15 protein-coding genes and 1 pseudogene are annotated in these 18899 nt (G+C 71.1%); 10 read left to right on the forward strand and 6 right to left on the reverse strand.

The features are described 5' to 3' along the window. The first annotated feature begins 109 nt into the window (after nt 1-109). Nucleotides 110-820, forward strand: a complete 711-nt coding sequence (locus ACIP8W_RS19010) for a copper homeostasis protein CutC (RefSeq protein ID WP_401950675.1) — start codon at nt 110-112, stop codon at nt 818-820. Between the two features lie 28 nt (nt 821-848). On the opposite strand, the gene ACIP8W_RS19015 is transcribed toward ACIP8W_RS19010, so the two are convergent. Next, nucleotides 849-2936 carry a HelD family protein gene (locus tag ACIP8W_RS19015; RefSeq protein WP_402203832.1) on the reverse strand — a complete coding sequence of 696 codons (2088 nt, stop codon included), beginning with the start codon at nt 2934-2936 and terminating at the stop codon, nt 849-851. 537 nt (nt 2937-3473) lie between these two features. On the opposite strand from ACIP8W_RS19015, the gene ACIP8W_RS19020 reads away from it, so the two are divergent. Both ACIP8W_RS19020 and ACIP8W_RS19025 read left to right on the forward strand, forming a co-directional pair. Next, on the forward strand, nt 3474-3647 hold the full coding sequence (locus tag ACIP8W_RS19020) for a hypothetical protein (RefSeq protein WP_402203761.1): 174 nt from the start codon (nt 3474-3476) through the stop codon (nt 3645-3647). 225 nt (nt 3648-3872) lie between these two features. Further along, nucleotides 3873-5276 carry a glycosyltransferase 87 family protein gene (locus ACIP8W_RS19025; protein WP_402203833.1) on the forward strand — a complete coding sequence of 468 codons (1404 nt, stop codon included), beginning with the start codon at nt 3873-3875 and terminating at the stop codon, nt 5274-5276. Here the strand turns inward: ACIP8W_RS19025 and ACIP8W_RS19030 are convergent. Further along, nucleotides 5225-6874, reverse strand: coding sequence for a DNA repair helicase XPB (locus tag ACIP8W_RS19030; protein ID WP_401950686.1), 1650 nt, complete (start codon nt 6872-6874; stop codon nt 5225-5227). The genes ACIP8W_RS19025 and ACIP8W_RS19030 overlap by 52 nt on opposite strands. Before the next feature lie 106 nt (nt 6875-6980). Here ACIP8W_RS19030 and ACIP8W_RS19035 point away from each other — a divergent pair, with 106 nt between their 5' ends. The 3 genes and pseudogenes from ACIP8W_RS19035 to ACIP8W_RS19045 all read left to right on the forward strand — a co-directional run bounded on the left by ACIP8W_RS19035 (nt 6981) and on the right by ACIP8W_RS19045 (nt 9037). After that, nucleotides 6981-8540 (forward strand): recombinase family protein, encoded by a 1560-nt coding sequence (locus ACIP8W_RS19035; protein ID WP_402203763.1) that lies wholly within the window; start codon nt 6981-6983, stop codon nt 8538-8540. A gap of 106 nt (nt 8541-8646) precedes the next feature. Next, nucleotides 8647-8829 (forward strand): annotated as a pseudogene (locus tag ACIP8W_RS19040) (recombinase family protein); the annotation flags it as partial. Nucleotides 8830-8986: 157 nt separating this feature from the next. Then, nucleotides 8987-9037: a hypothetical protein gene (locus ACIP8W_RS19045; RefSeq protein WP_402152232.1), complete on the forward strand. Its 51-nt coding sequence runs from the start codon at nt 8987-8989 to the stop codon at nt 9035-9037. 68 nt (nt 9038-9105) lie between these two features. Here the strand turns inward: ACIP8W_RS19045 and ACIP8W_RS19050 are convergent, their stop codons facing one another. Then, nucleotides 9106-9687 (reverse strand): XRE family transcriptional regulator, encoded by a 582-nt coding sequence (locus ACIP8W_RS19050; RefSeq protein WP_402203835.1) that lies wholly within the window; start codon nt 9685-9687, stop codon nt 9106-9108. Between the two features lie 281 nt (nt 9688-9968). Between ACIP8W_RS19050 and ACIP8W_RS19055 the strand changes: the two genes are divergently transcribed. Together ACIP8W_RS19055 and ACIP8W_RS19060 are read left to right on the forward strand one after the other, a co-directional pair. Continuing rightward, nucleotides 9969-10166, forward strand: coding sequence for a hypothetical protein (locus tag ACIP8W_RS19055; RefSeq protein WP_402203765.1), 198 nt, complete (start codon nt 9969-9971; stop codon nt 10164-10166). A 300-nt stretch (nt 10167-10466) separates the two neighbouring features. Then, entirely contained in the window at nt 10467-10613 is a 147-nt protein-coding gene (locus ACIP8W_RS19060) for a hypothetical protein (RefSeq protein ID WP_402203767.1), read from the forward strand. A 304-nt stretch (nt 10614-10917) separates the two neighbouring features. Here ACIP8W_RS19060 and ACIP8W_RS19065 read toward each other — a convergent pair whose 3' ends face one another. Beyond that, nucleotides 10918-13686, reverse strand: coding sequence for a helicase C-terminal domain-containing protein (locus ACIP8W_RS19065; protein ID WP_402203769.1), 2769 nt, complete (start codon nt 13684-13686; stop codon nt 10918-10920). Between the two features lie 45 nt (nt 13687-13731). Between ACIP8W_RS19065 and ACIP8W_RS19070 the strand changes: the two genes are divergently transcribed. Beyond that, nucleotides 13732-14874: a hypothetical protein gene (locus ACIP8W_RS19070; RefSeq protein WP_402203770.1), complete on the forward strand. Its 1143-nt coding sequence runs from the start codon at nt 13732-13734 to the stop codon at nt 14872-14874. 10 nt (nt 14875-14884) lie between these two features. On the opposite strand, the gene ACIP8W_RS19075 is transcribed toward ACIP8W_RS19070, so the two are convergent. Continuing rightward, nucleotides 14885-16063 (reverse strand): serine hydrolase domain-containing protein, encoded by a 1179-nt coding sequence (locus ACIP8W_RS19075; RefSeq protein WP_401951286.1) that lies wholly within the window; start codon nt 16061-16063, stop codon nt 14885-14887. A 439-nt stretch (nt 16064-16502) separates the two neighbouring features. On the opposite strand from ACIP8W_RS19075, the gene ACIP8W_RS19080 reads away from it, so the two are divergent. Next, nucleotides 16503-17135, forward strand: a complete 633-nt coding sequence (locus ACIP8W_RS19080) for an HAD family hydrolase (RefSeq protein ID WP_401950699.1) — start codon at nt 16503-16505, stop codon at nt 17133-17135. A gap of 59 nt (nt 17136-17194) precedes the next feature. On the opposite strand, the gene ACIP8W_RS19085 is transcribed toward ACIP8W_RS19080, so the two are convergent. Continuing rightward, on the reverse strand, nt 17195-18499 hold the full coding sequence (locus tag ACIP8W_RS19085; protein ID WP_402203772.1) for a condensation domain-containing protein: 1305 nt from the start codon (nt 18497-18499) through the stop codon (nt 17195-17197). Nucleotides 18500-18899 lie beyond the last annotated feature (400 nt).

Genomic DNA, 18899 nt, shown 5'->3' on the forward strand with positions numbered 1-18899 from the left:
TTCAAGGAGCGGAGGGTGGGTGGTGGAGTGGAGCGGCGGGGGACCGGCCCCTAGGGTGAATGCGGGGGCCGGGTAGGGGCTGGAGCATCAGGTCTTGAGGAGGCCGCGGATGAGGACCCCGGCGCTGCTGGAGGTGATCGCTCTGGACGCGGACGACGCGGTCGCCGCCCGGAACGGTGGTGCCGACCGGCTTGAGCTGGTCACCGACATGGCGGCGGACGGGCTCACCCCGTCCCGCACGACCTTCACGGAGATCCGGGCCGCGGTCGCCCTGCCGCTGCGGGTGATGCTCCGGCTGACGGACGGCTTCGCGGCGGGCGGACCGGGGGATCCCCTAGGGGTGGACGGCTTGGTGGGCGCGGTGCGCGGGCTGCGGGCGGAAGGGGCCGACGAGTTCGTCCTCGGCTTCCTCGACCCGGACGGAACACCCGATCTGGTGACGGCGGAGCGGCTCGTCGCGGAGCTGGACGGCTGCCGCTGGACCTTCCACCGGGCGATCGACCACGCCGCCGACCGAGAGTCCCTCCGCAAACAGCTGGCCGATCTGCCGGGCCTCGACACCTACCTCACGGCGGGCTCCCCGGCGGGCGTCGGCGCCGGTCTGCCCACCCTCCTGGCCGAAGCCGCCGCCGGGGCGCGCGGCGAACCGGGATACGGCCCCCGGCTCATGGCGGGCGGCGGCCTCCGCCCGGAGCACGTGCCGGTGCTGCGGGCGGCCGGGGTCACCGCCTTCCACATCGGCGGCGCGGCCCGGCCGGGTGGCTGGCGGACGCCGGTGTCGGCAGCGGCGGTACGGGAATGGCGCGCCGCGCTGGACTGACGCGCCCCCTCCCGGCGGGGCGGGGGCCTCAGCCCTCCCGCAGCGCCTCCGGCAGGTCCGCCGCGTGGAGCACGATCAGGCCGGAGACCGCACGCGTGAGCGCCACGTACAGCCGCCGCAGCCCGGTGCGCTCGTCGGGTTCGCCGTCGACGACGGCGGCGGGCTCGTCCAGGACCACATAGTCGTACTCCAGGCCCTTCGCGAGGGACGCCGGGACCAGCGTCAGCCGTGCGTCCGCCGTGGTCTCCTCGCCGGGGGAGAGGTACGACATCCCCGCCGCCGCCAGGGCCTCGGCCAGCACCGGGATCCGGGCGTCCGCCGCGATCAGTCCGGTGGAGCCCTCGTGCGCCAGCGACTCCACGCAGGCGGCGACAACGGCCGCGTCGAGGTCCGTCGCGTTCGTCGCATCGGCCGTGTCCGGCGCATCGGCCGCGTCCGGCGCGTCCGGCGCGTCCGGCGCCGGACGCGGGACCGCTCGTACCGACAGGGAGCCCGGGGACTCACGTACCGACGCGACCTCCGCCAGCCCCGGCGAGATCGCGGGGAGCAGCCGGGAGGCGTACGCGATGACCTCGCGCGGCACCCGGAAACCGGCCGTCAGCTCCTCCACCACCGCGTCCGGCTTGCCCAGGTGCCGCAGCGCCTCCGCCCAACTGCCCGTTGCCCAGGGCGTGGTGCCCTGGGCCAGGTCGCCGAGGATCGTCGCGGAACCGGTCGAGCAGCGGCGGCCGACCGCGCGGTACTGCATGGGGGAGAGGTCCTGTGCCTCGTCGAGGACGACATGGCCCAACGAGTGTGTACGGGCGATCAGATCGCCCGCCTCGTCGATCAACACCGCGTCCGCCGGGGACCACTTCACGGACCGCACACTGCGCGCGGGCTTCTCCCACAGGATCGTCTTCTGCTCGTCGGGGGTCAGCAGCCCCTCCGCGTGCGCGGCCAGGAACTCCGCGTCGGAGAGCAGCCGCAGCACCAGTTTCGCCGGATCGACCGGCGGCCAGACCGACTTGACGACCGCCTTGACCGCGGGGTTACGGGCCACCGCGTCCTGCACCCGGTCGTCCGGGGCCTCACCCGCCGCCTCCATCCGCACCAGCACGGAGTGTGCGATGCGCTGCGGCAGGGCGTCGCGCGCGGCGCCGTACCGCATGTCGCGGTCGAGCAACTGCCGCACCATCTCTTCGAGTTCGTACGCGGGCACCCGCCAGCGCCGCGAACCGCGCACCACCACCAGCGACTCGGCCGGCATCGTCACATGCGAACGCACCGCCCTGCGCAGGATTTCCGCCATGCGCGCGTCGCCCTTGATGACGGCGGCGGGCGCGGGATCCGTACCGCGCACCTCCACCGCCGTCGCGACGAGCGCGTCGACGGTCGACTGTTTGACCTCCAACTCGCCTAGCGATGGCAGCACTTGCTCGATGTAGTGGAGGAAGGACGCGTTCGGTCCGATGACGAGCGTTCCGGTACGGGCCAGCCGCTCGCGGTGCGCGTACAGCAGATACGCGACCCGGTGCAGGCCCACGGCGGTCTTCCCGGTGCCGGGGCCGCCCTGCACACAGACCGTGCCGCCCAGGTCGCTCCGTACGATCTCGTCCTGCTCGGGCTGGATCGTCGCGACGATGTCCCGCATGGGGCCGACGCGCGGCCGTTCGATCTCGGCCTGGAGCAGCTTGCTGGAGGTGGCGGCCTCGGCCGGATCGGAGAGGTGCTCGTCCTCGTACGCGGTGAGGTCGCCGTAGGTGTAACCGAAGCGGCGGCGCAGACCGACGTCCATCGGGTCTTTCCTGGACGCGCGGTAGAACGGCTGGGAGACGGGCGCGCGCCAGTCGATCACCATCGGGTCGCCGTCCCCGTCGTGCACATGGCGCCGGCCGATATACAGCGTCGTATAAGCCCCCTCCGGCGGCGGGCGCTCGCCCGTGCCCCCCTCGGCGTCCCCCGCCGTCTCCGCGCCGACCGCGTGCAGATAGTCGAGACGGCCGAAGAAGAGCGGGGTGTGGGCGAGGTCGGCGAGGGCCTTGATACGCCCCTCGATCTGCGCCTCCAGAACGGCGGCGTTCACCCAGTTGGCGGTGACATCGCGGATGTCCAGCGACTGGACGTCCTCGCGCATGGCGCGCAGCGCGGAACGGGAGGCGGTGAGATGGGCGCGTTCCCGGGAGAGGGGGCCGGTGGGGTCGGGGGTCTGGGGCGCGGACACGGTGTTGCCTCCGGGGCTGTACGCACGCCGACGGGCCGCCCCCGTCCGGGATGACGGCGGGCGGTGGTCCGGGTCGGCGCTGGATCACGTCATGGTGGTCGGCCACCCGGTTTCCGTCCGGGCGGCGGCGCTCCACAGAGGGAGGCGGGCAAGGTGGGGGATTGTAGCCAGAGGGGCGCGGGGGAGGCGAATGCTTTTACGGCGACGGCGACGGCGACGGCGACGGCGATGGCGATGGCGACAGCGCAGTGGTGGCGGCGGCGCGGTCGTGGCGACGGTGTAGTGGTGGTGGTCTCCGTGGTGGTAGCTGAGGTAGCTGAGGCAAGCGCCTAAAGATCACATCAATACATCCCGTAGGGGATCCCATTGGCCTGAAGGACTACATGGCCTCATAGCGGCTTCCCACCTTGGGGCGATGAATCCCACAGCCCCCGAATCCATCCTGAATACATGAGCACCGCAGCCTTCACCTCAGCGCCCGGCCCGTCCGTCACGGGCTCCGACTCGTACCCCGGCCACCCTGTCGGCAACGCTCTGCGCGCCGTCAAGGTCTTCCTGAGCACCGCGTTCAGCGTGGCCGTCCTGGGCGAGTACTCGGAGGAGGCGGGCATCAAGCGCCGTTGATCCGGATAGCTCCGTAGCTCCGTAGCTCCGTAACCCCGGCAAGTACCGCCGATCGGCTCGATCTCACCGGCAAACGCCGCCGGCCGGCGCCGATCCACTAGGGTCGCGGCCGTGACCCATCGGACCGTGACCGCACGATCACTCCTGGCGGTGGGTGCGTTCGCTCTGTCGCTGACCGCGCTCATCACCCTCCTCGCCGTCCTCTTCGTCGCCGAGCACATCCCCATGGCCGGCGCTCTCGTCCTCCGGGCGGAAGGCGCGGCCGTCGTCGGCGGCACCGATCTCTACGGCTTCACGGTCACCGAGTGGCAACTGCCGCCCACCTACCCGCCGTTCGCCGCCATCCTCTTCGTTCCCAGCACCTGGCTGCCCGTGGGTGCCCTCAAGGCCGTCCTGATCGTCGGGAACGCCGTGCTGCTGGTCCTGCTCGTGCGCCTGTCCTGGCGGTTCGCCGCGCTGCCCGCTCCCGCGCTGCCCGCTCCCGCGCTGCCCGCTCCCGCGCTGCCCGCTCCCGCGCTGCCCGCTCCTGCGCTGCCCGCTCCTGCGCTGCCCGCTCCTGCGCTGCCCGCTCCTGCGCTGCCCGCTCCTGCGCTGCCCGCTCCCGGCTGGCCTGCTCCCGGCTGGCCCGCTCCCGCGCTGCCCGCTCCCGGCTGGCCCGCTCCCGTACCGGCTCCGCCCGTACCGCTGCTCGCCGTGCTCACCGCCGTAGCGGTCGGGCTCTGGCTCGAACCCGTCTTCCAGACCGTCCTGTTCGGGCAGATCAGCCTCGCCGTCGTCTGTCTCGTCCTCTGGGACCTGTCGAGACCCGAACACGCGCTCGGCAAGGGTTTCGCCCTAGGGGTAGCGGCCGGGATCACCCTGACTCCGGCCGTCCTCATCGGGTATCTGCTGCTGACCGGCCGGTTACGGTCCGGGGTGACCGCGCTCGCCTCGCTCACCGCCACCGTGCTGCTCGGAACGCTCGTACTCCCGCAGGCCAGCGGCGAGTTCTGGACGGACCGGGTGCCCGGCGCCTTCGGCGGATTCGGTACGGCCGGGGCGTGGACCGTGGAGAACCAGTCCCTGTACGGGATGTTCGCGCGCCTCCTGCACACCCCCGACCCCGGCGCGCTCTGGGTGGTGGCCGCCGGGCTCACGGCGGTCGGCGGGCTGTGGACCGCGCGCCGGGTCGCCGTACGGGCGGGATCGGAGCCCTGGGGCGTGCTGGCCGCCGCGCTGACCGCGCTGCTCGTCTCGCCGCTCGGCTGGTCGCACCACTGGGTGTGGTGCGTACCGCTGCTCGCCGTACTGATCGCGGAGGGCCGTTTCCGTACGGCGATGGCGGTCGGGGTGGTGTGGACGGCGCGCAGCTTCTGGGTCGTACCGCACGAGGGCGACCTGGACCTCGCCCTGCCGTGGTGGCAGCAGCCGCTGGCGTCGCCGTACACCCTGTCGGCGCTGGGGCTGCTGGTGTTCGCGGCGTGGCGCGGCAACCGGACGGCCCCGGCGCGGCCGGTGGTGACCATACCGTCGCAGCCCTCGGAACTCCCGCAGCACCCGGAACGCCCGCGACGCTCGCCACGGAGTCCGGGACCGGCTCAGCCCTCCGCGTCCCCCGCCAGCAGTTCGTCGGCGTCGACGATCCGGTAGGCGTACCCCTGCTCCGCCAGGAACCGCTGGCGGTGCGCCGCGAAGTCCTGGTCGATGGTGTCGCGGGCGACGACCGAGTAGAAGCGCGCCTCGTGGCCGTCCGCCTTCGGGCGCAGGACGCGGCCGAGGCGCTGGGCCTCCTCCTGGCGGGAGCCGAACGTCCCCGAGACCTGGATGGCGACCGTCGCCTCGGGCAGGTCGATCGAGAAGTTCGCGACCTTCGACACGACGAGTACGGACAGCTCGCCCTGCCGGAACGCGTCGAACAGCTTCTCGCGCTGTGCGTTGCTGGTCTCGCCCTTGATGACGGGGGCGTTCAGATGCTCACCCAGCTCGTCGAGCTGGTCGATGTACTGGCCGATGACGAGCGTCTGCTCGCCCCGGTGCTTGCGTACCAGCGCCTCCGTCACCTTCCGCTTGGTCGCGGTCGTCGCGCAGAAGCGGTACTTCTCCTCCGCCTCGGCGGTCGCGTACGCCAGGCGCTCACTGTCGGTGAGATTGACCCGCACCTCGACACAGTCGGCGGGCGCGATATAGCCCTGCGCCTCGATCTCCTTCCACGGCGCGTCGAACCGCTTCGGGCCGATGAGCGAGAAGACGTCCGACTCGCGGCCGTCCTCCCGTACGAGCGTGGCCGTCAGCCCGAGCCGGCGGCGGGCCTGGAGATCGGCGGTGAACTTGAAGACGGGCGCGGGCAGCAGATGCACCTCGTCGTACACGATCAGACCCCAGTCACGGGAGTCGAACAGCTCCAGATGCGGGTAGACACCCTTGCGGCGGACCGTCAGGACCTGGTACGTGGCGATGGTGACCGGCCGGATCTCCTTGCGCGTACCGCTGTACTCCCCGATCTCCTCCTCGGTCAGCGAGGTGCGCTTCACCAGCTCGTGCTTCCACTGGCGGGCCGAGACGGTGTTGGTCACCAGGATCAGCGTGGTCGCCTTGGCCTGCGCCATCGCACCCGCCCCCACCAGCGTCTTCCCCGCGCCACAGGGCAGCACGACCACACCCGAGCCGCCGTGCCAGAACCCTTCGACGGCCTGCTTCTGATACGGCCGCAGCGCCCAGCCGTCCTCGGCCAGCTCGATGGCGTGCGCCTCGCCGTCGACGTAACCGGCGAGGTCCTCGGCGGGCCAGCCCAGCTTGAGCAGCGTCTGCTTGATCTGGCCGCGCTCGGAGGGATGTACGGCGACGGTGTCCGGGTCGATCCGGTTGCCCACCAGCGGCTGGACCTTCTTGGAACGGAGGATCTCCTCCAGCACGGGCCGGTCGGTCGAGGTCAGGACCAGCCCGTGGGTGGGGTGCTTGGAGAGGGTGAGCCGGCCGTAGCGCGCCATGGTCTCGGCGACATCGACGAGCAGCGCGTGCGGCACGGGATACCGCGAGAACGCCACCAGCGCGTCGACCACCTGCTCGGCGTCGTGCCCGGCGGCACGGGCGTTCCACAGCCCGAGCGGGGTCAGCCGGTAGGTATGGATGTGCTCGGGCGCGCGCTCCAGCTCGGCGAACGGAGCGATGGCGCGACGGCAGGCGTCGGCCTGCTCGTGATCGACTTCGAGCAGCAACGTCTTGTCGCTCTGGACGATTAGGCAGGACACACATTCCTCCAGATAGGGTCGTCTTGTGACAGAAACAACGCCTGCCACTGCACGGGCCATGCCCCGTACTCGACGCCGGAAGGGTGTCCCGGCCAGCGCGCCAGGTATGCGCGCTGCCCTCTATGTTCGCCTATCGCGCGACACGGAGGAGAGCACATCCCCCGAGAGGCAGCGTGCGGCCTGTGAGGCACTGTGCGAGGCACGTGGGTGGAGTGTGGCGGCGATAGAGGAAGACATCGACGTCAGCGGCTTCTCACGCGGGCTGGACCGTCCCGGACTGCAACGTATCCTCACCCGGCTCGCTGACTTCGACGTCCTGGTCTTCTTCAAGATCGACCGGCTCGCACGGTCCACAGTGGACTTCGCCGAGATCATGAAAATCGCCGAGACGCAGAGCGTCGCGCTGGCGTCCGCGACCGAGCCGCTCGACCTCACCTTGTCCATGGGGCGTGCGATGGCAAAGGTGATCGCGGTCTTCGCCGAACTGGAATCCGACACCATCGGGATGCGGGTTTCCAGCGCTCATGAGCATCTGCGCCGTGAGGGGCGTTGGACAGGCGGACGGGTGCCGTACGGGTACCGGGTGATCGCCAACCCTGATGGCGCGGGCCGAGTGCTGGAGATTCATCCCGAGGAAGCGAAGGTGGTGCGCGCCATTGTGGAGCGGGTCCTCGCGAAGGAATCGCTGCTGACGATCGCGGCTGATCTGAGCGCGTCGGACATCCCGTCGCCGGGCCACAGCTCGCGACAGGCGACGGGGAAGCGCAGCGACTCGAAGCAGTGGTACACGGGATCGCTGCGGAGTCTCCTCACCAACCCGCAATTGCTCGGGCAGGTCATCGAGGACGGCAAGCCGATCCTGCGCACGGACGGTCTGCCGCTGGTGACCCGTCCCCCGATCCTCGACATGGACATGTGGCAGGCGTTGCAGGACGAATTGAAGCGGCGCGCCAACCCCGGTGACCGGCGACGGGAAGGTACCTCACTGCTGCGCGGTGTCGTGTACTGCAAGCTGTGTGGCTGCCGCATGTACACGTACGTGGCCAAGGGGCGTCTGCGGTACCGCTGCATCGGCCGGTTGAAGAAGCGGCAGAGCGGTAACGCGATCGACTGCTACGGCGTGAGCATCGCAGGCGAGGGGATGGAGGACCACATCACCGCCGAGTTCCTGAGGAAGTTCGGACGCCTGCCCGTGGTGCGCATGGTGGAACACGTCGGGGAGGATTTCCGTCCGCAGATCCGGCAGGCCGAGGAAGCCCTGGGCGACCTTGAAAAGGACCGGTACGACCGGGGGCTCTTCAAGGGCGATTCCGGGGCGGAGAGGTACGCGCAGCAGTACGGAAAGCTGGAGGAGCGGCTCGCGGCTCTCCAGGAACGGCAGCGGCACGCCACGCCCGCTGGTGTTGAGGCGGTGCCGACCGGAAAGAAGTACGCCGATCTCTGGAAAGCGGCGGACACGGCGGGGAAGCGCGATCTGCTGCTTGAGGCAGGGACTTATGTGGAGGTCGCTCCGTCGAAGAAGGGTGGACCGAAGCTGAACACGGATCGGCTCGCCTTGTACTTCGGTGAGGACGGCCGGATCCGGCGCGCCGACGCTGACGGCAAGGATGTTGAGGCGGTTGTGAGGGAAAACGACGCGCGGGATTTTGGGCTGGAGGCTATGTAAGCCCATCTCGGCGTCGTTCGCGGCCCGTTGACGGGGGGATTACCTCGAGAACACGGAGCGCCCGGAGCTGACGGCCGTTCTCGACTACGTCCGCCCCGGGGACACCCTGTGCGTGTGGAAGCTGGACAGGTTCGCGCGGTCGCTGATCGACCTGGTGAACATGGTGGACGCTCTTGCCGCACGGAACGTCGGGTTCAAGGTGCTCGCGGGCGCGCTGACGAGCATCGATCCGAACACCCCTGACGGCCGCCTCATGCTCCACGTCGTGGGCACCATGGCCGAGTTCGATCGTTCGTTGATTCAGGAGCGGACGCGCGCCGGTCTCGACGCTGCCCGCGCTCAGGGACGCACCGGGGGACGTCCGACGGTCATGGACGCCGACAAGCTCGCCGCTGCCAAGGCGCGCCGTGCGAAGGGGGGAGAGCGTCACGGCGGTGGCCAAGGCGGTGGGCGTGTCCCGCGCGACGCTGTACCGGGCACTTGCCGACACGGAGTGACCCGACATCGACCCGAGAGACCGTTCACCGACAGGGTGGGCGGTCTCTCTCGATTCCGGGCGCCGACGTTAAGACCCCGTGGGTGTCGCGCTGTTCCAGAGTTCCTCGCCATGCTCGCTGAACCGGTCGAACATGCCCCCATCGCTCCGCTTGTGGAGGTGGAGGAGCGGCGAATCATGGCCAACCAGCCGCGCAAGGTGGGGAGTTACGAGCGCGTCGGCATCGAACCGGAACACGGAGAGGCTCACATGGTTGATCGCGTCTTCCGGGGCGCTGAGGCGTGTCTCAAGGCCGTCCAATGGGCCAAGGCGGTCAAGGTGCTCCAGTGTGATGCGGATGCGCGTAGAGACGGTCAAGGCCACATCCTCGATGCTCTCCCGCTGACGGGTCACCTCGCCGTCGGGGTCGCCCAACAGGAAGCGGACGCGACACCCGGAAGCGACTTTCCGGCGCAGCGTGTCGGGGAACGCGGGAACCTGGGTCCATAGGAAGTAGTTCGTGTATCCGGCGAAGAACAGGTCTGTGGTGGCGTCGCTGATCAGCTCGCTCCACACCGTTGACGGACAGGCGGAACGGTACGGGTAGCTGTGGACTAGTTCGCGGTCGTGGCCGCTCTTGATGCGGTCCTTGACTACCTGTGGCCAGATCATTTCCTCGTCCACTCCCAACGCCCGACAGGCGTCATCGCGGTTCCGTGCGTGGGGCGTCAGCTCGGCGTCTGCTAGCCATCGCTCGATCGTCTTGCCAGTCACACCAATATGCACGGCAAGCTGACGCGTGCTGACACCGGCATCCGCCATAGCTGAGCGTAGGGCAGAGTTCAAGAGGTCCCCCGTAGACGTTTGGGCCTTTCTGTGACCGTAGCGAAGAACGGCTCAACTGTCCTTCGCCCGGAGTGGATACGTCCATGAGGGCGCGCCACGATCGCGGAATGACCGAACCGACGAGATACCCCACAGTGCCGGTTGAGCTGCCGCTACGTACGGAGTTGGAGCCGACGCCCGTTGAGGGGTGTCCGGGCTGTACCGAACTCGCGAACGTACGGGACCGTGCCCGTGCCGGGGGCGACATGACCACCGTGTCCGACTGCAACATCTTCATGCGGCGGCACCCGGAGGGACACGGGTGATCGCGCGGGCGGACATCGGCGCTCGGGTGGAGGACGCTGCGGGCCGCGTCGGCATCCTGCGCGACGTGATCCCGGACTATGAGGATCCCGCCGAGTTGCCGGGTCGGCGCCGAAAGCGTCCTACGGCGTTCCTGTGGCCCGTGGGCGGGGGCGCTGAGTGGCTGGTACCCACGGACGACGTGAGGCGCGCCGAGTGAGCTGCACGGCGAGGCAGAGGGTCGGCAGGATCGCTTGGGGGGTCGGCGTGGCGATCTGTTGGGGCCTCATCGCACTCGGTGTCGTGCTGGCGGTCCGCACCGAATGAGCGAGCACGACCAGGACGACGGGCAAGAGCGCGTGATGGTCGCGCTGATGGTCACCGGGCTGACGGTCATCACGTGCTCGGTTGCCGTAGCGGCAGTCATCATCGGACTGACGGTCTGGGTGAGGGCGGCGCTCAACACTTAGTATGCGTATCGGACCTGATCGCTTGGACGATGAGTGGTCCGTTCATGTACGTACACCCCTTTCACACGATGCCAAACGACCAGCGTCGCGCATTCGGGGACGATCAGGGGCATGGACCGGGCTTCTGCCGACGGCGGCCATACGCCGGCACAGGACGCGCGTATCCCCGTGGGGGCTGGGCCCGAGGGGGCTATGACCGCTGAGTCGGAAAGGCCCGGGGCGGCTGAGACCGCTCCGGGGCGCATTTCGTGGGGTCGGACCGCGTTACGGATCCCGATCATGGCGGGGCCCGGACCGGGCCGGGTCAGACCGGGTCGTCCGCCAGCTCCGCCACGCCCGTGATGCGGTGCAGGGGGTACGTACGGACCTCGTCGGCGGTGTGGTCGTACGCGGTGACGAAGCCGCCCTCGACCCGTACCGGCGCGATGACGCGCTGGCTGGCGGCGCCGTCCGCGTTGACGTAGCCGATCCAGACGGCGGAGCCGGTCATGGCGGCGGCCTGGACGGTGGCGAGGGTCTCGCCGGGGGTGGTGCGGGGCAGGGCGCCGTTGGAGGGAGCGGAGGCGGGGGCCGGGACGGTGGCGTCCGGGGCGGGTTTGCGTACGACCGTGGCGGCCAGGTCACCCGCGCGGATCGCCCGCACCGCCGCGCCGAGCAGCGTCGTGTCCGGGACGGGCGGGCCGTCGGGGACGGGGGCCGGGGCGGTGCGCGGCGGGGTGCGGTGGGCGAGGGCGCGGGTGATCATGACGTCGCCGTCGCTGGACTCGGCGGCGGGCGCGAACCCCATCGTGCGCAGCCCGTCGAGCAGCGCCGCCGCCTCGGTGTGCGCGGCCAGGACGGTCGGGGCGAGGCGGCGCAGCCGCATCCCCTGGGAGCGCCGGTCGGCGAGGATCTCGTCGAGCACGGCCTCGTCGTCGCAGCGTACGTACGCGGTGGCGGAGCCGACCCGTAGATGGCCGTGTTTACGGGCCACGTCGTCGATGAGATAGGCGAGCGGCTGCGGTACGGGCGTACGGCTGTGCGCTCTGAGGAAGTCGTGCAGGTCGGAGGCCGACTGTCCGGCGTCGAGCGCGCGGCGTACGGAGCCGGGCGTGAAGCGGTAGACCGTCGCCCCGCCCTTCGACTCGATGTCCGCCGCGAAGGCGAGCATCTCGGCGAGCGGCCGCAGGAGCGGGCCGGGGGCGACGGCGGTGAGATCGGCCTGGAGGAGGACATGATCGAGGGGTTCGGGCAGGAGCGGCGCGAGGACACGGGCGGCGCGGAGACCGGCGGCGGCCGGCTCGGCGGCGGTCCTGCCGGGATGGCCCGTGCCGGAGGAGGGGACGCCCGTGCCGGAGGGGACGCCCGCGTCCGTACCCATACCCGTACCGACGCCACCAGCCGCGCCCGCGATGTCGGGGGACAGCAGCGCGCGGGCGTGGGAGGCGAGTGCGCCGCGGCCGGTGAAGCCGAGCATCTCCGCCTCGTTCATCGTCCACGCGGCCAGCCGCGAGCGCAGGTCGTCGGGGCGTCCGGCGGCCGACGCGCCGCGCAGCGGGCGCTCCCAGCGCAGCCGGGCCAGCAGCGATTCGGCGTCGGGGGCCGTGCCCTCGGGGAGGGTGGCGAGCAGATCGAGGATCCGCCGCCGGACCTCGGGGGCCGGGCCCCGGTCCAGGTCGGGGCCGAGCGCCGCGAGCGTACGGCCCTTGCTGTCCTGGCTGCCGACCAGCCCCGCTGTACGGGTCGCCGTCAGCCAGGCCGTGGCGAGCCGGGCCCAGCGCTCCGGGGAGGGGAGTTCCTGCCAGTCGTCGTAGGCGGGCGTCGGCGCGTACCGCTCGTCGGTCTGGCCGTCGGGCGCCAGCAGCCCCGCCGCGTAGGCGAGTTCGACCCAGAACGCGGCGACGGGCTCGGTGACGTCCAGGGCCGCGGCGGTGCGCTTCAGATCGCGTACGGACAGACCGCCCGCGCGCAGGACGTTCGGGCCGCCCTCGTTCCAGTCCTTGGCCAGCTCCTCGATGGTGGCGAGCGCGGTGTACGCCTGCCCGGCGGCCGTACTGTCCACCATGTGCGGGCTTCCGGAGTCCGTCATTCCGGCGCGGGGCGCGACGGTGGGCGCCACTGGTTCCGGCATCCGGTGCGCGCGCCCGGCGCGCAGATGCAGCGCGGCCTCGCGCGGCAGGACGACCGTGCGGGTGGACACGGGCAGCAGCAGCCCCCGGTCGCGCAGCCACTGCACGGGCGGGGTCGGGCTGGAGGTCACCTCACCGTACGGAGGCCCCCACACCAGCCGGTCCAGGACCGACAGCGCCTCCATCGGCGCGGTGTCGAGCAGCGCGGCCATCCGTGTCCGGTCGGTGAAGAGCGCGGTGAGCGCGGAGACCGCCGAGACCGGATCGTGGGTCGACGGCAGCCCGGCCGAGGTCAGGATCGTCTGGAGGCGCCCCGGCGACATGCCCGCCGTGGCCTCGGCGACGGTCGGGCCGAGCCCGGTCGGCGAGGGGTGGGAGGAGGACGGCGCGAGGAGTTCGCGGGCGGTGCGGACCAGCCGCAGCCGGTCGTCCGGGCCCCAGATCAGGGCCTGGTCCCGGAGGGTCTCCACGGCGAGCGGCAGGGCCGCCTCGATCCCGGCGTCGCCCTCGTCGCCGGTCAGCAGCGCGCGCAGCGCGTCGTACGGAGCGGGCTCGGGGGCGACGGCCAGCGCCTCGGCGGTCTGGAGCGTGAACCGGTCGAGCCGCTCCAGCGCCCGCACCACGGAAGCGCGGGTGCCCGCGCGGGTCGCGAGCTGCGAGAGGTCGTTCGGTACGGGATTGAGCAGGTCGGGGCGGGCGCGCAGCAGCGCGCCGAGCGAACGGTCGCTCCGGGCGCGCAGCGCCTCCGCGAGGGTGCGCGGTGCGGAGGGGCCCGGTGACGTAATGCCGGTTCCCTCTGGAACTCCTTCAGGCACGTGCGCCTCCAGCTCAGGCTTTGCGGATCCCCATCCGTTCCACGTTAGCCCCTGGCGGCCGCTACGCCTCGCGCCCCGGGGTCCTGGGTGCGCCTCGGCTCCGCGTGGCGCCCGATGGGCTGGACGTAGGGGGGTGGACTCGGACAGCATCGCCGGAGGACTGGCGGGACGGGCGGCACTGTCGGAGGAACTGCGGTGGGGATCGAGAGCGACCAGCTCGTCTACGACTACCTGAGCCGGGTCGGCGACGCGGCCCAGCAGCGGCATCTGCCGTCCGGGGACCGGATGCGGCTGGTGTCGACGCTGCGCAACGAGATCGACCGGCAGCGCGGCAAGTTCGGCACCGACAACCCGGCGGCCGTCCGCCGGATCCTGGGGCGGCTGGGCGAGCCGGACGAGGTGGTGGCGGCGGCCTCGTCGGACGGCGGGTCGCCCGCGGTCCCGGCCGCGCCGACGCCGACCCCGGCCGTACCGGAGCAGCGGACGGAGCGTACGGAAGGGACGGAGCGGTCCGAGCGTACGGGCCGGTCCGAGCGTACGGGCCGGTCCGAGCGGTCCGAGCGGTCCGAGCGTACGGGCTGGGCCGGCTGGTCAGGTCGTACGAAGAAACCGGTGATCCCCCGGCAGGCGTCCGCGCCCCCCGCCGCCTCCCCGCCCCATCTGATCGGCATGGACGAGCTGGCCCGGTCCGCCGACCGCTCCGACTGGTGGCGTACGGAACCGGGACCGATGGGCGGCGGCCCGTCCGGGGGGCTGATGGGCGGCCTCATGGGCGAGGTGTCGCAGGTACAGGGCTTTGTGGGCGGGATCGAGATCCCCGAGATCTTCAGGGCCCCGCAGAAGGACGACCCGGACAAACCGGCCGCCAAGGGCGAGCCCGAGGAGGACCAGCCCGCGTCCCGGAGCCGCCGCCGTTTCCTCCGCCGCCGCAAAGCCGCGGCGGCCGCGGCAGCGGAGGAAACGGCCGCCCAACCCGACGCCCCGGCCGGGAAGGGGCGAGGCGGCTTCGCCCACCCCTTCCTCCTCCTGGCCGCCGCACTCCTGGTGGCGGGCGCCCTCCTCGGCTCCTGGCTCGCCCTGGGCGCGGGCTGGCTCCTCGCGTACGCCTCCCGCACCCTCTCCCGTGCCGAAGCCAAATGGGCCGTCCTCGGCATCCCCGGCCTCTCCGCGGCGGGCGGCCTGATCTGGCTCTGGGGCCGCATGAACGACCGCTGGGGCGAGGCGATCCCCCCGGACGGCATGGCCGGTGTCCTCGCCGGAATCTGGCCGGTGGCCCTGCGCACGGCAGCGGTGTCCTCGGCGCTGTACCTGGTGTGGCGGGCCCGCCGGAGGGGGTAGGCGCGGCGGATCAGTGGGACGGTGACGGTGTGGCCCGGTCGGCGGGCTCGGGGAGGTTGAAGATGTGCGACGGGGTCACGACGCGGGTGATCGCCTGGCCGAAGAGGGTGCTGGGTTCGTAGCCCTTGAGGGTGATGTCCGTGTTCAGGAGGACGACCAGCGTGGCCTGGGCCTCGGGGAGGTACACGGTCAGGGACTCGTATCCGGGGAGCGAGCCGTTGTGGCCGATCCAGCCCTGGACGTTGAAGATGCCCAGGCCGTAGCCGCTGCCCGGAATGGCGGTCGGGAGGGTCTTGAGGCGCTGGGCCTGGGTTTCGGGGGAGAGCAGGGTGCCGGTGGCGAGGACCCGGGACCAGATGCGCAGGTCGTGCAGGTCGGAGATCATCGCACCGGCGGCCCAGCCCCAGGAGGGGTTCCAGCCGGTGGAGTTCTCGACCTTCCCGGAGGCGGTCTGGTCGGTGTAGCCCTGGGGGTGCGGGCTGGGGAACTCCGCGCCGGTGGGGAAGACGGTGTGGCTCAGCCCGGCCGGATCCAGCACGTTCCGCCGGATGAACTCGCCCAGCGGAAGGCCGCCGGCCTTCTCCACGACCAGCCCCAGCAGGATGAGGTTGGTATTGCAGTAGTCGAACTTCGCCCCGGGCTGGAACTGCACCGGGTGCTTGAAGGAGTAGCCCAGCAACTCCTTCGGCGTGAAGGGCCGTTCGGGGGCGGAGGTCAGCGCCTTGAAGAATCCCGCGTCCATCGTGTAGCTGAACAGCCCGCTGCGCATGTCGGCCAGATCGCGCAGGGTGATCCTGTTCCCGTTGGGGACCCCGGAGATGTACTTCGCGATCGGATCGTCCAGCTTCACCTTGCCCCGGTCGACCAGTTCGAGCAGGGCGGTCACGGTGAACGTCTTGGTCTGGCTGCCGATCCGCACGTTCAGATCGGACCGCATGGGCGCGCCGGTGGCCTTGTCGGCGACGCCGAAGGCCCGGACGTAGCTCCCCTTGCCCGGCGCCCACAGTCCGACGATCACACCGGGCACCGATGCCTCGCGCATGACCTGCCGGATCGCGGTGTCCAGCCGCGCGGCCACCGCCGGGGTGAGCTCGGCGAAGTCGCTGGAGCGGGGGGAGGAAGCGGAGACCGAGGGGGCAGGCGTCGGGTCGGCGTACGCGCTCCCGGCCGACGCCGGTACGGCCAGCATCCCGGCCGCTGCCAGCGCCACGCATGCCTGGCGCGCCCTACCCGCCTTACGCGCCTCGCGTGTCTTACCCGCCTTTGACCAGTGCATCTGTGAGTACTTCATGCCTGAGCCTCCTGACCACCGAGGGTCACACGGAACAGTCACTCGCACACGGAACAGTCACTCGCACGGACATCACACGTCCGGAACACGACACGTCCGAAACGCTCCGCCCAGGCTAGGCCCGCACCGGCCGCTCCGCCCACCGAGCGGAAACCGCCCCGGGAGGGTAGAGCGAACTCCGTACGTCATGCCCGCGTCTGTACGGCCATGCCTATGTCTGCATAGTTGTGCTCGCATTCATACGGCCATGATCGTGTCCGTACGGTTATGGCCGCGTCCGTACGGCCATGACCGCGTCCGTACGTCATGCCCGGCTCCCCTGGGCATGATGGTCCCCATGGCTTCCCTCGCCCCTCGGTCCGTCCCCACGGTCGGCTTCGACCTCGATATGACCCTGATCGACTCCCGACCCGGTATCCACGCGGTCTACCAGGCGCTTTCCGCCGAGACCGGAGTGCATATCGACGCCGACCTCGTCGTGTCGCGGCTCGGCCCGCCGGTCGGTGAGGAGTTGGCGTACTGGTTCCCCGAGGACCGGATCGCCGAACTGAGCGACCGCTACCGGGAGATCTATCCCACACTCGCCATCGCCCCGACCCACGCGCTGCCCGGCGCCCGCGAGGCCATCGCCGCCGTCCGCGAGCTGGGCGGGCGTTCGCTCGTCGTCACCGCCAAGCACGGGCCGAACGCCGGGATCCACCTCCGCCACCTCGGCATCGAGCCCGACACGGTCGTCGGCGGGCTGTGGGCCGAGGCCAAGGCGGAGGCGCTGCGCGAGCACGGTGCGACGGTGTACGTCGGCGACCACACCGGCGATGTACGCGGCGCCCGCAGGGCGGGGGCGCTCTCCGTCGGCGTACCGACCGGGCCGTGCGACGAGGTCGAGTTGCGCGCGGAGGGGGCCGATGTGGTCCTGCGCGACCTGACGGAGTTCCCGGCCTGGCTGAAGCGCCATGTGGCGGGCGGCTGACCCGGGCCGGTGGAAGCCGACCCCGGGCCCCCGGGTCATCGGGCCCCCGGCCCCCCGGGTCATCGGCAGGCGGCGGGCGCCTTCTCTCGGGCGTCGTCCAGGTCGCTCGGGGCCGTGGCGACCGCGTTCATCAGCCGACCCGCGTCCGCGACGAACCGGGAGACGGCGGCCCGCGCGCGCCCGGTGCCCGGGTGGCGGAAGCTCACGTACACACCGTCGTGGGTGCGGCTGATCCACAGATACACCTCGTCGGGATGGGCGCACCGGCTGCGCAGGGCGGTGGCCTTCCACTCCCCCCACTCCCGCGAGCCGGGTGTGACCCGCATGTCCATGTACGAGACGACGAACCGCGCTTCCAGCCGCGCCCCCAGCAGCTCCTCGATCCGGGGAAACGGTACGGCGGCCAGCTCGCCCGCGCCGGTCAGTGCGGCGGTCGCGTTCCGCAGCACCTCGGCGAACGCGTCCGTGGCACGCGCCGTGAAGTGGACCGGCGCCACCCCGACGTACCAGCCGAGGGAGCCCGTCCACCGCGCCCCGCCGCGGGTGTGGAACGGGGTGAGCGTGCGGAACTCCTCCTGCCCGGTGTTCTCGTGGACCGCGACGGCCAGACAGGCGAGCAGCCCGGCGAGAAAGTTTCCGCCGTTTTCACGGCAGGCCAACTGAAAGGCGCGGGCCCGCTCCGTGCCGAGCAGCCGGACATATCCGCCGAACTGACCCCCGGTGTCCTTTCCCACCCCTTCGTCGTGGAGCGCGAGAGGGAATTCGGGAAGTTCGCCGCCGTTCGCCGTGACGAATTCATGCCAACGTGCGACGGATTCATGCCCGCCATGTATCAGAGCCATCTGCTCGCGCTCGATACCGGCGAAATCCAGATAACTTCCGACCGGCGGGAGGTCGTCCGGTACGCCCGTGACGGCGGCCGTATACAGTTCGCGTATCTCGTGGGCGATGAGCAGTATCGAGTATCCGTCCACATTCAGATGGTCGAATCCCAGACAGAGCGTGGTGGAATCGGCGTGGGCGACCGTCGCGAAGACGTAGGACGGCCAGCCGAGCGGATCGGTCTCCGCGTCGAACAGCTCCTCCAGCTCACGGGCGAGCCGGTCGCCATGGGTGAAGACGCCCGTGGCGCCGCGCCGGATCTCGACCGCGCCGGGGCGGAGCGTGAGCCGCTCCATCCGCCGGCCGCCATCGCCCGTGTTCGCGGCCAACAGCCTGCTGCGCAGCGCCTCGTGCCGGTCGATCCAGGCGAGCAGCGCGCTCTCCAGCGCCCCGGCGTCCAGCTCGCCGGGCAGCTCGAAGGCGGTGCCGAGCCAGGACGGGCAGTCGGGGTCGGCGGGGCCCCGGGTCAGCGCACCGGACATATACGCTTCCTGGACGTACGAGGCGGGGCGCGCGTCGGCCATCCAGAACTCGGGACCCGGCCCCCGGGGAACGGCCCGCCACGCGGTCAGCGCTCCCGGCCGTATATCCCATGCATCAAGGTCGGTGAATTTCACGTGCCGTCCTGCCTTGCGCTCGATTCGTGCGAGTGGGGGATTCGCGCGTAAAAAGCGATCGGCTTTCCTGGATGGGGGGTCCAGGACGGCGGGCCAGAATATGGCCCCGGGGTTCATCACGAAATTTCACACGACATTTTGTCGCGGACATCGGCGTCCCGCAGTCCCAGTGGAAAGCCGGTCCTGCGATCGATATTACGCAGAGCCGAGCGCGGACCGCAAGGGTGCAAATGCGAAGAGTTCGCGGACGGTCGCCGGTCGTACA

The organism is Streptomyces sp. NPDC088554, from assembly GCF_044752945.1.
In the GTDB taxonomy this organism is placed as follows: domain Bacteria; phylum Actinomycetota; class Actinomycetes; order Streptomycetales; family Streptomycetaceae; genus Streptomyces.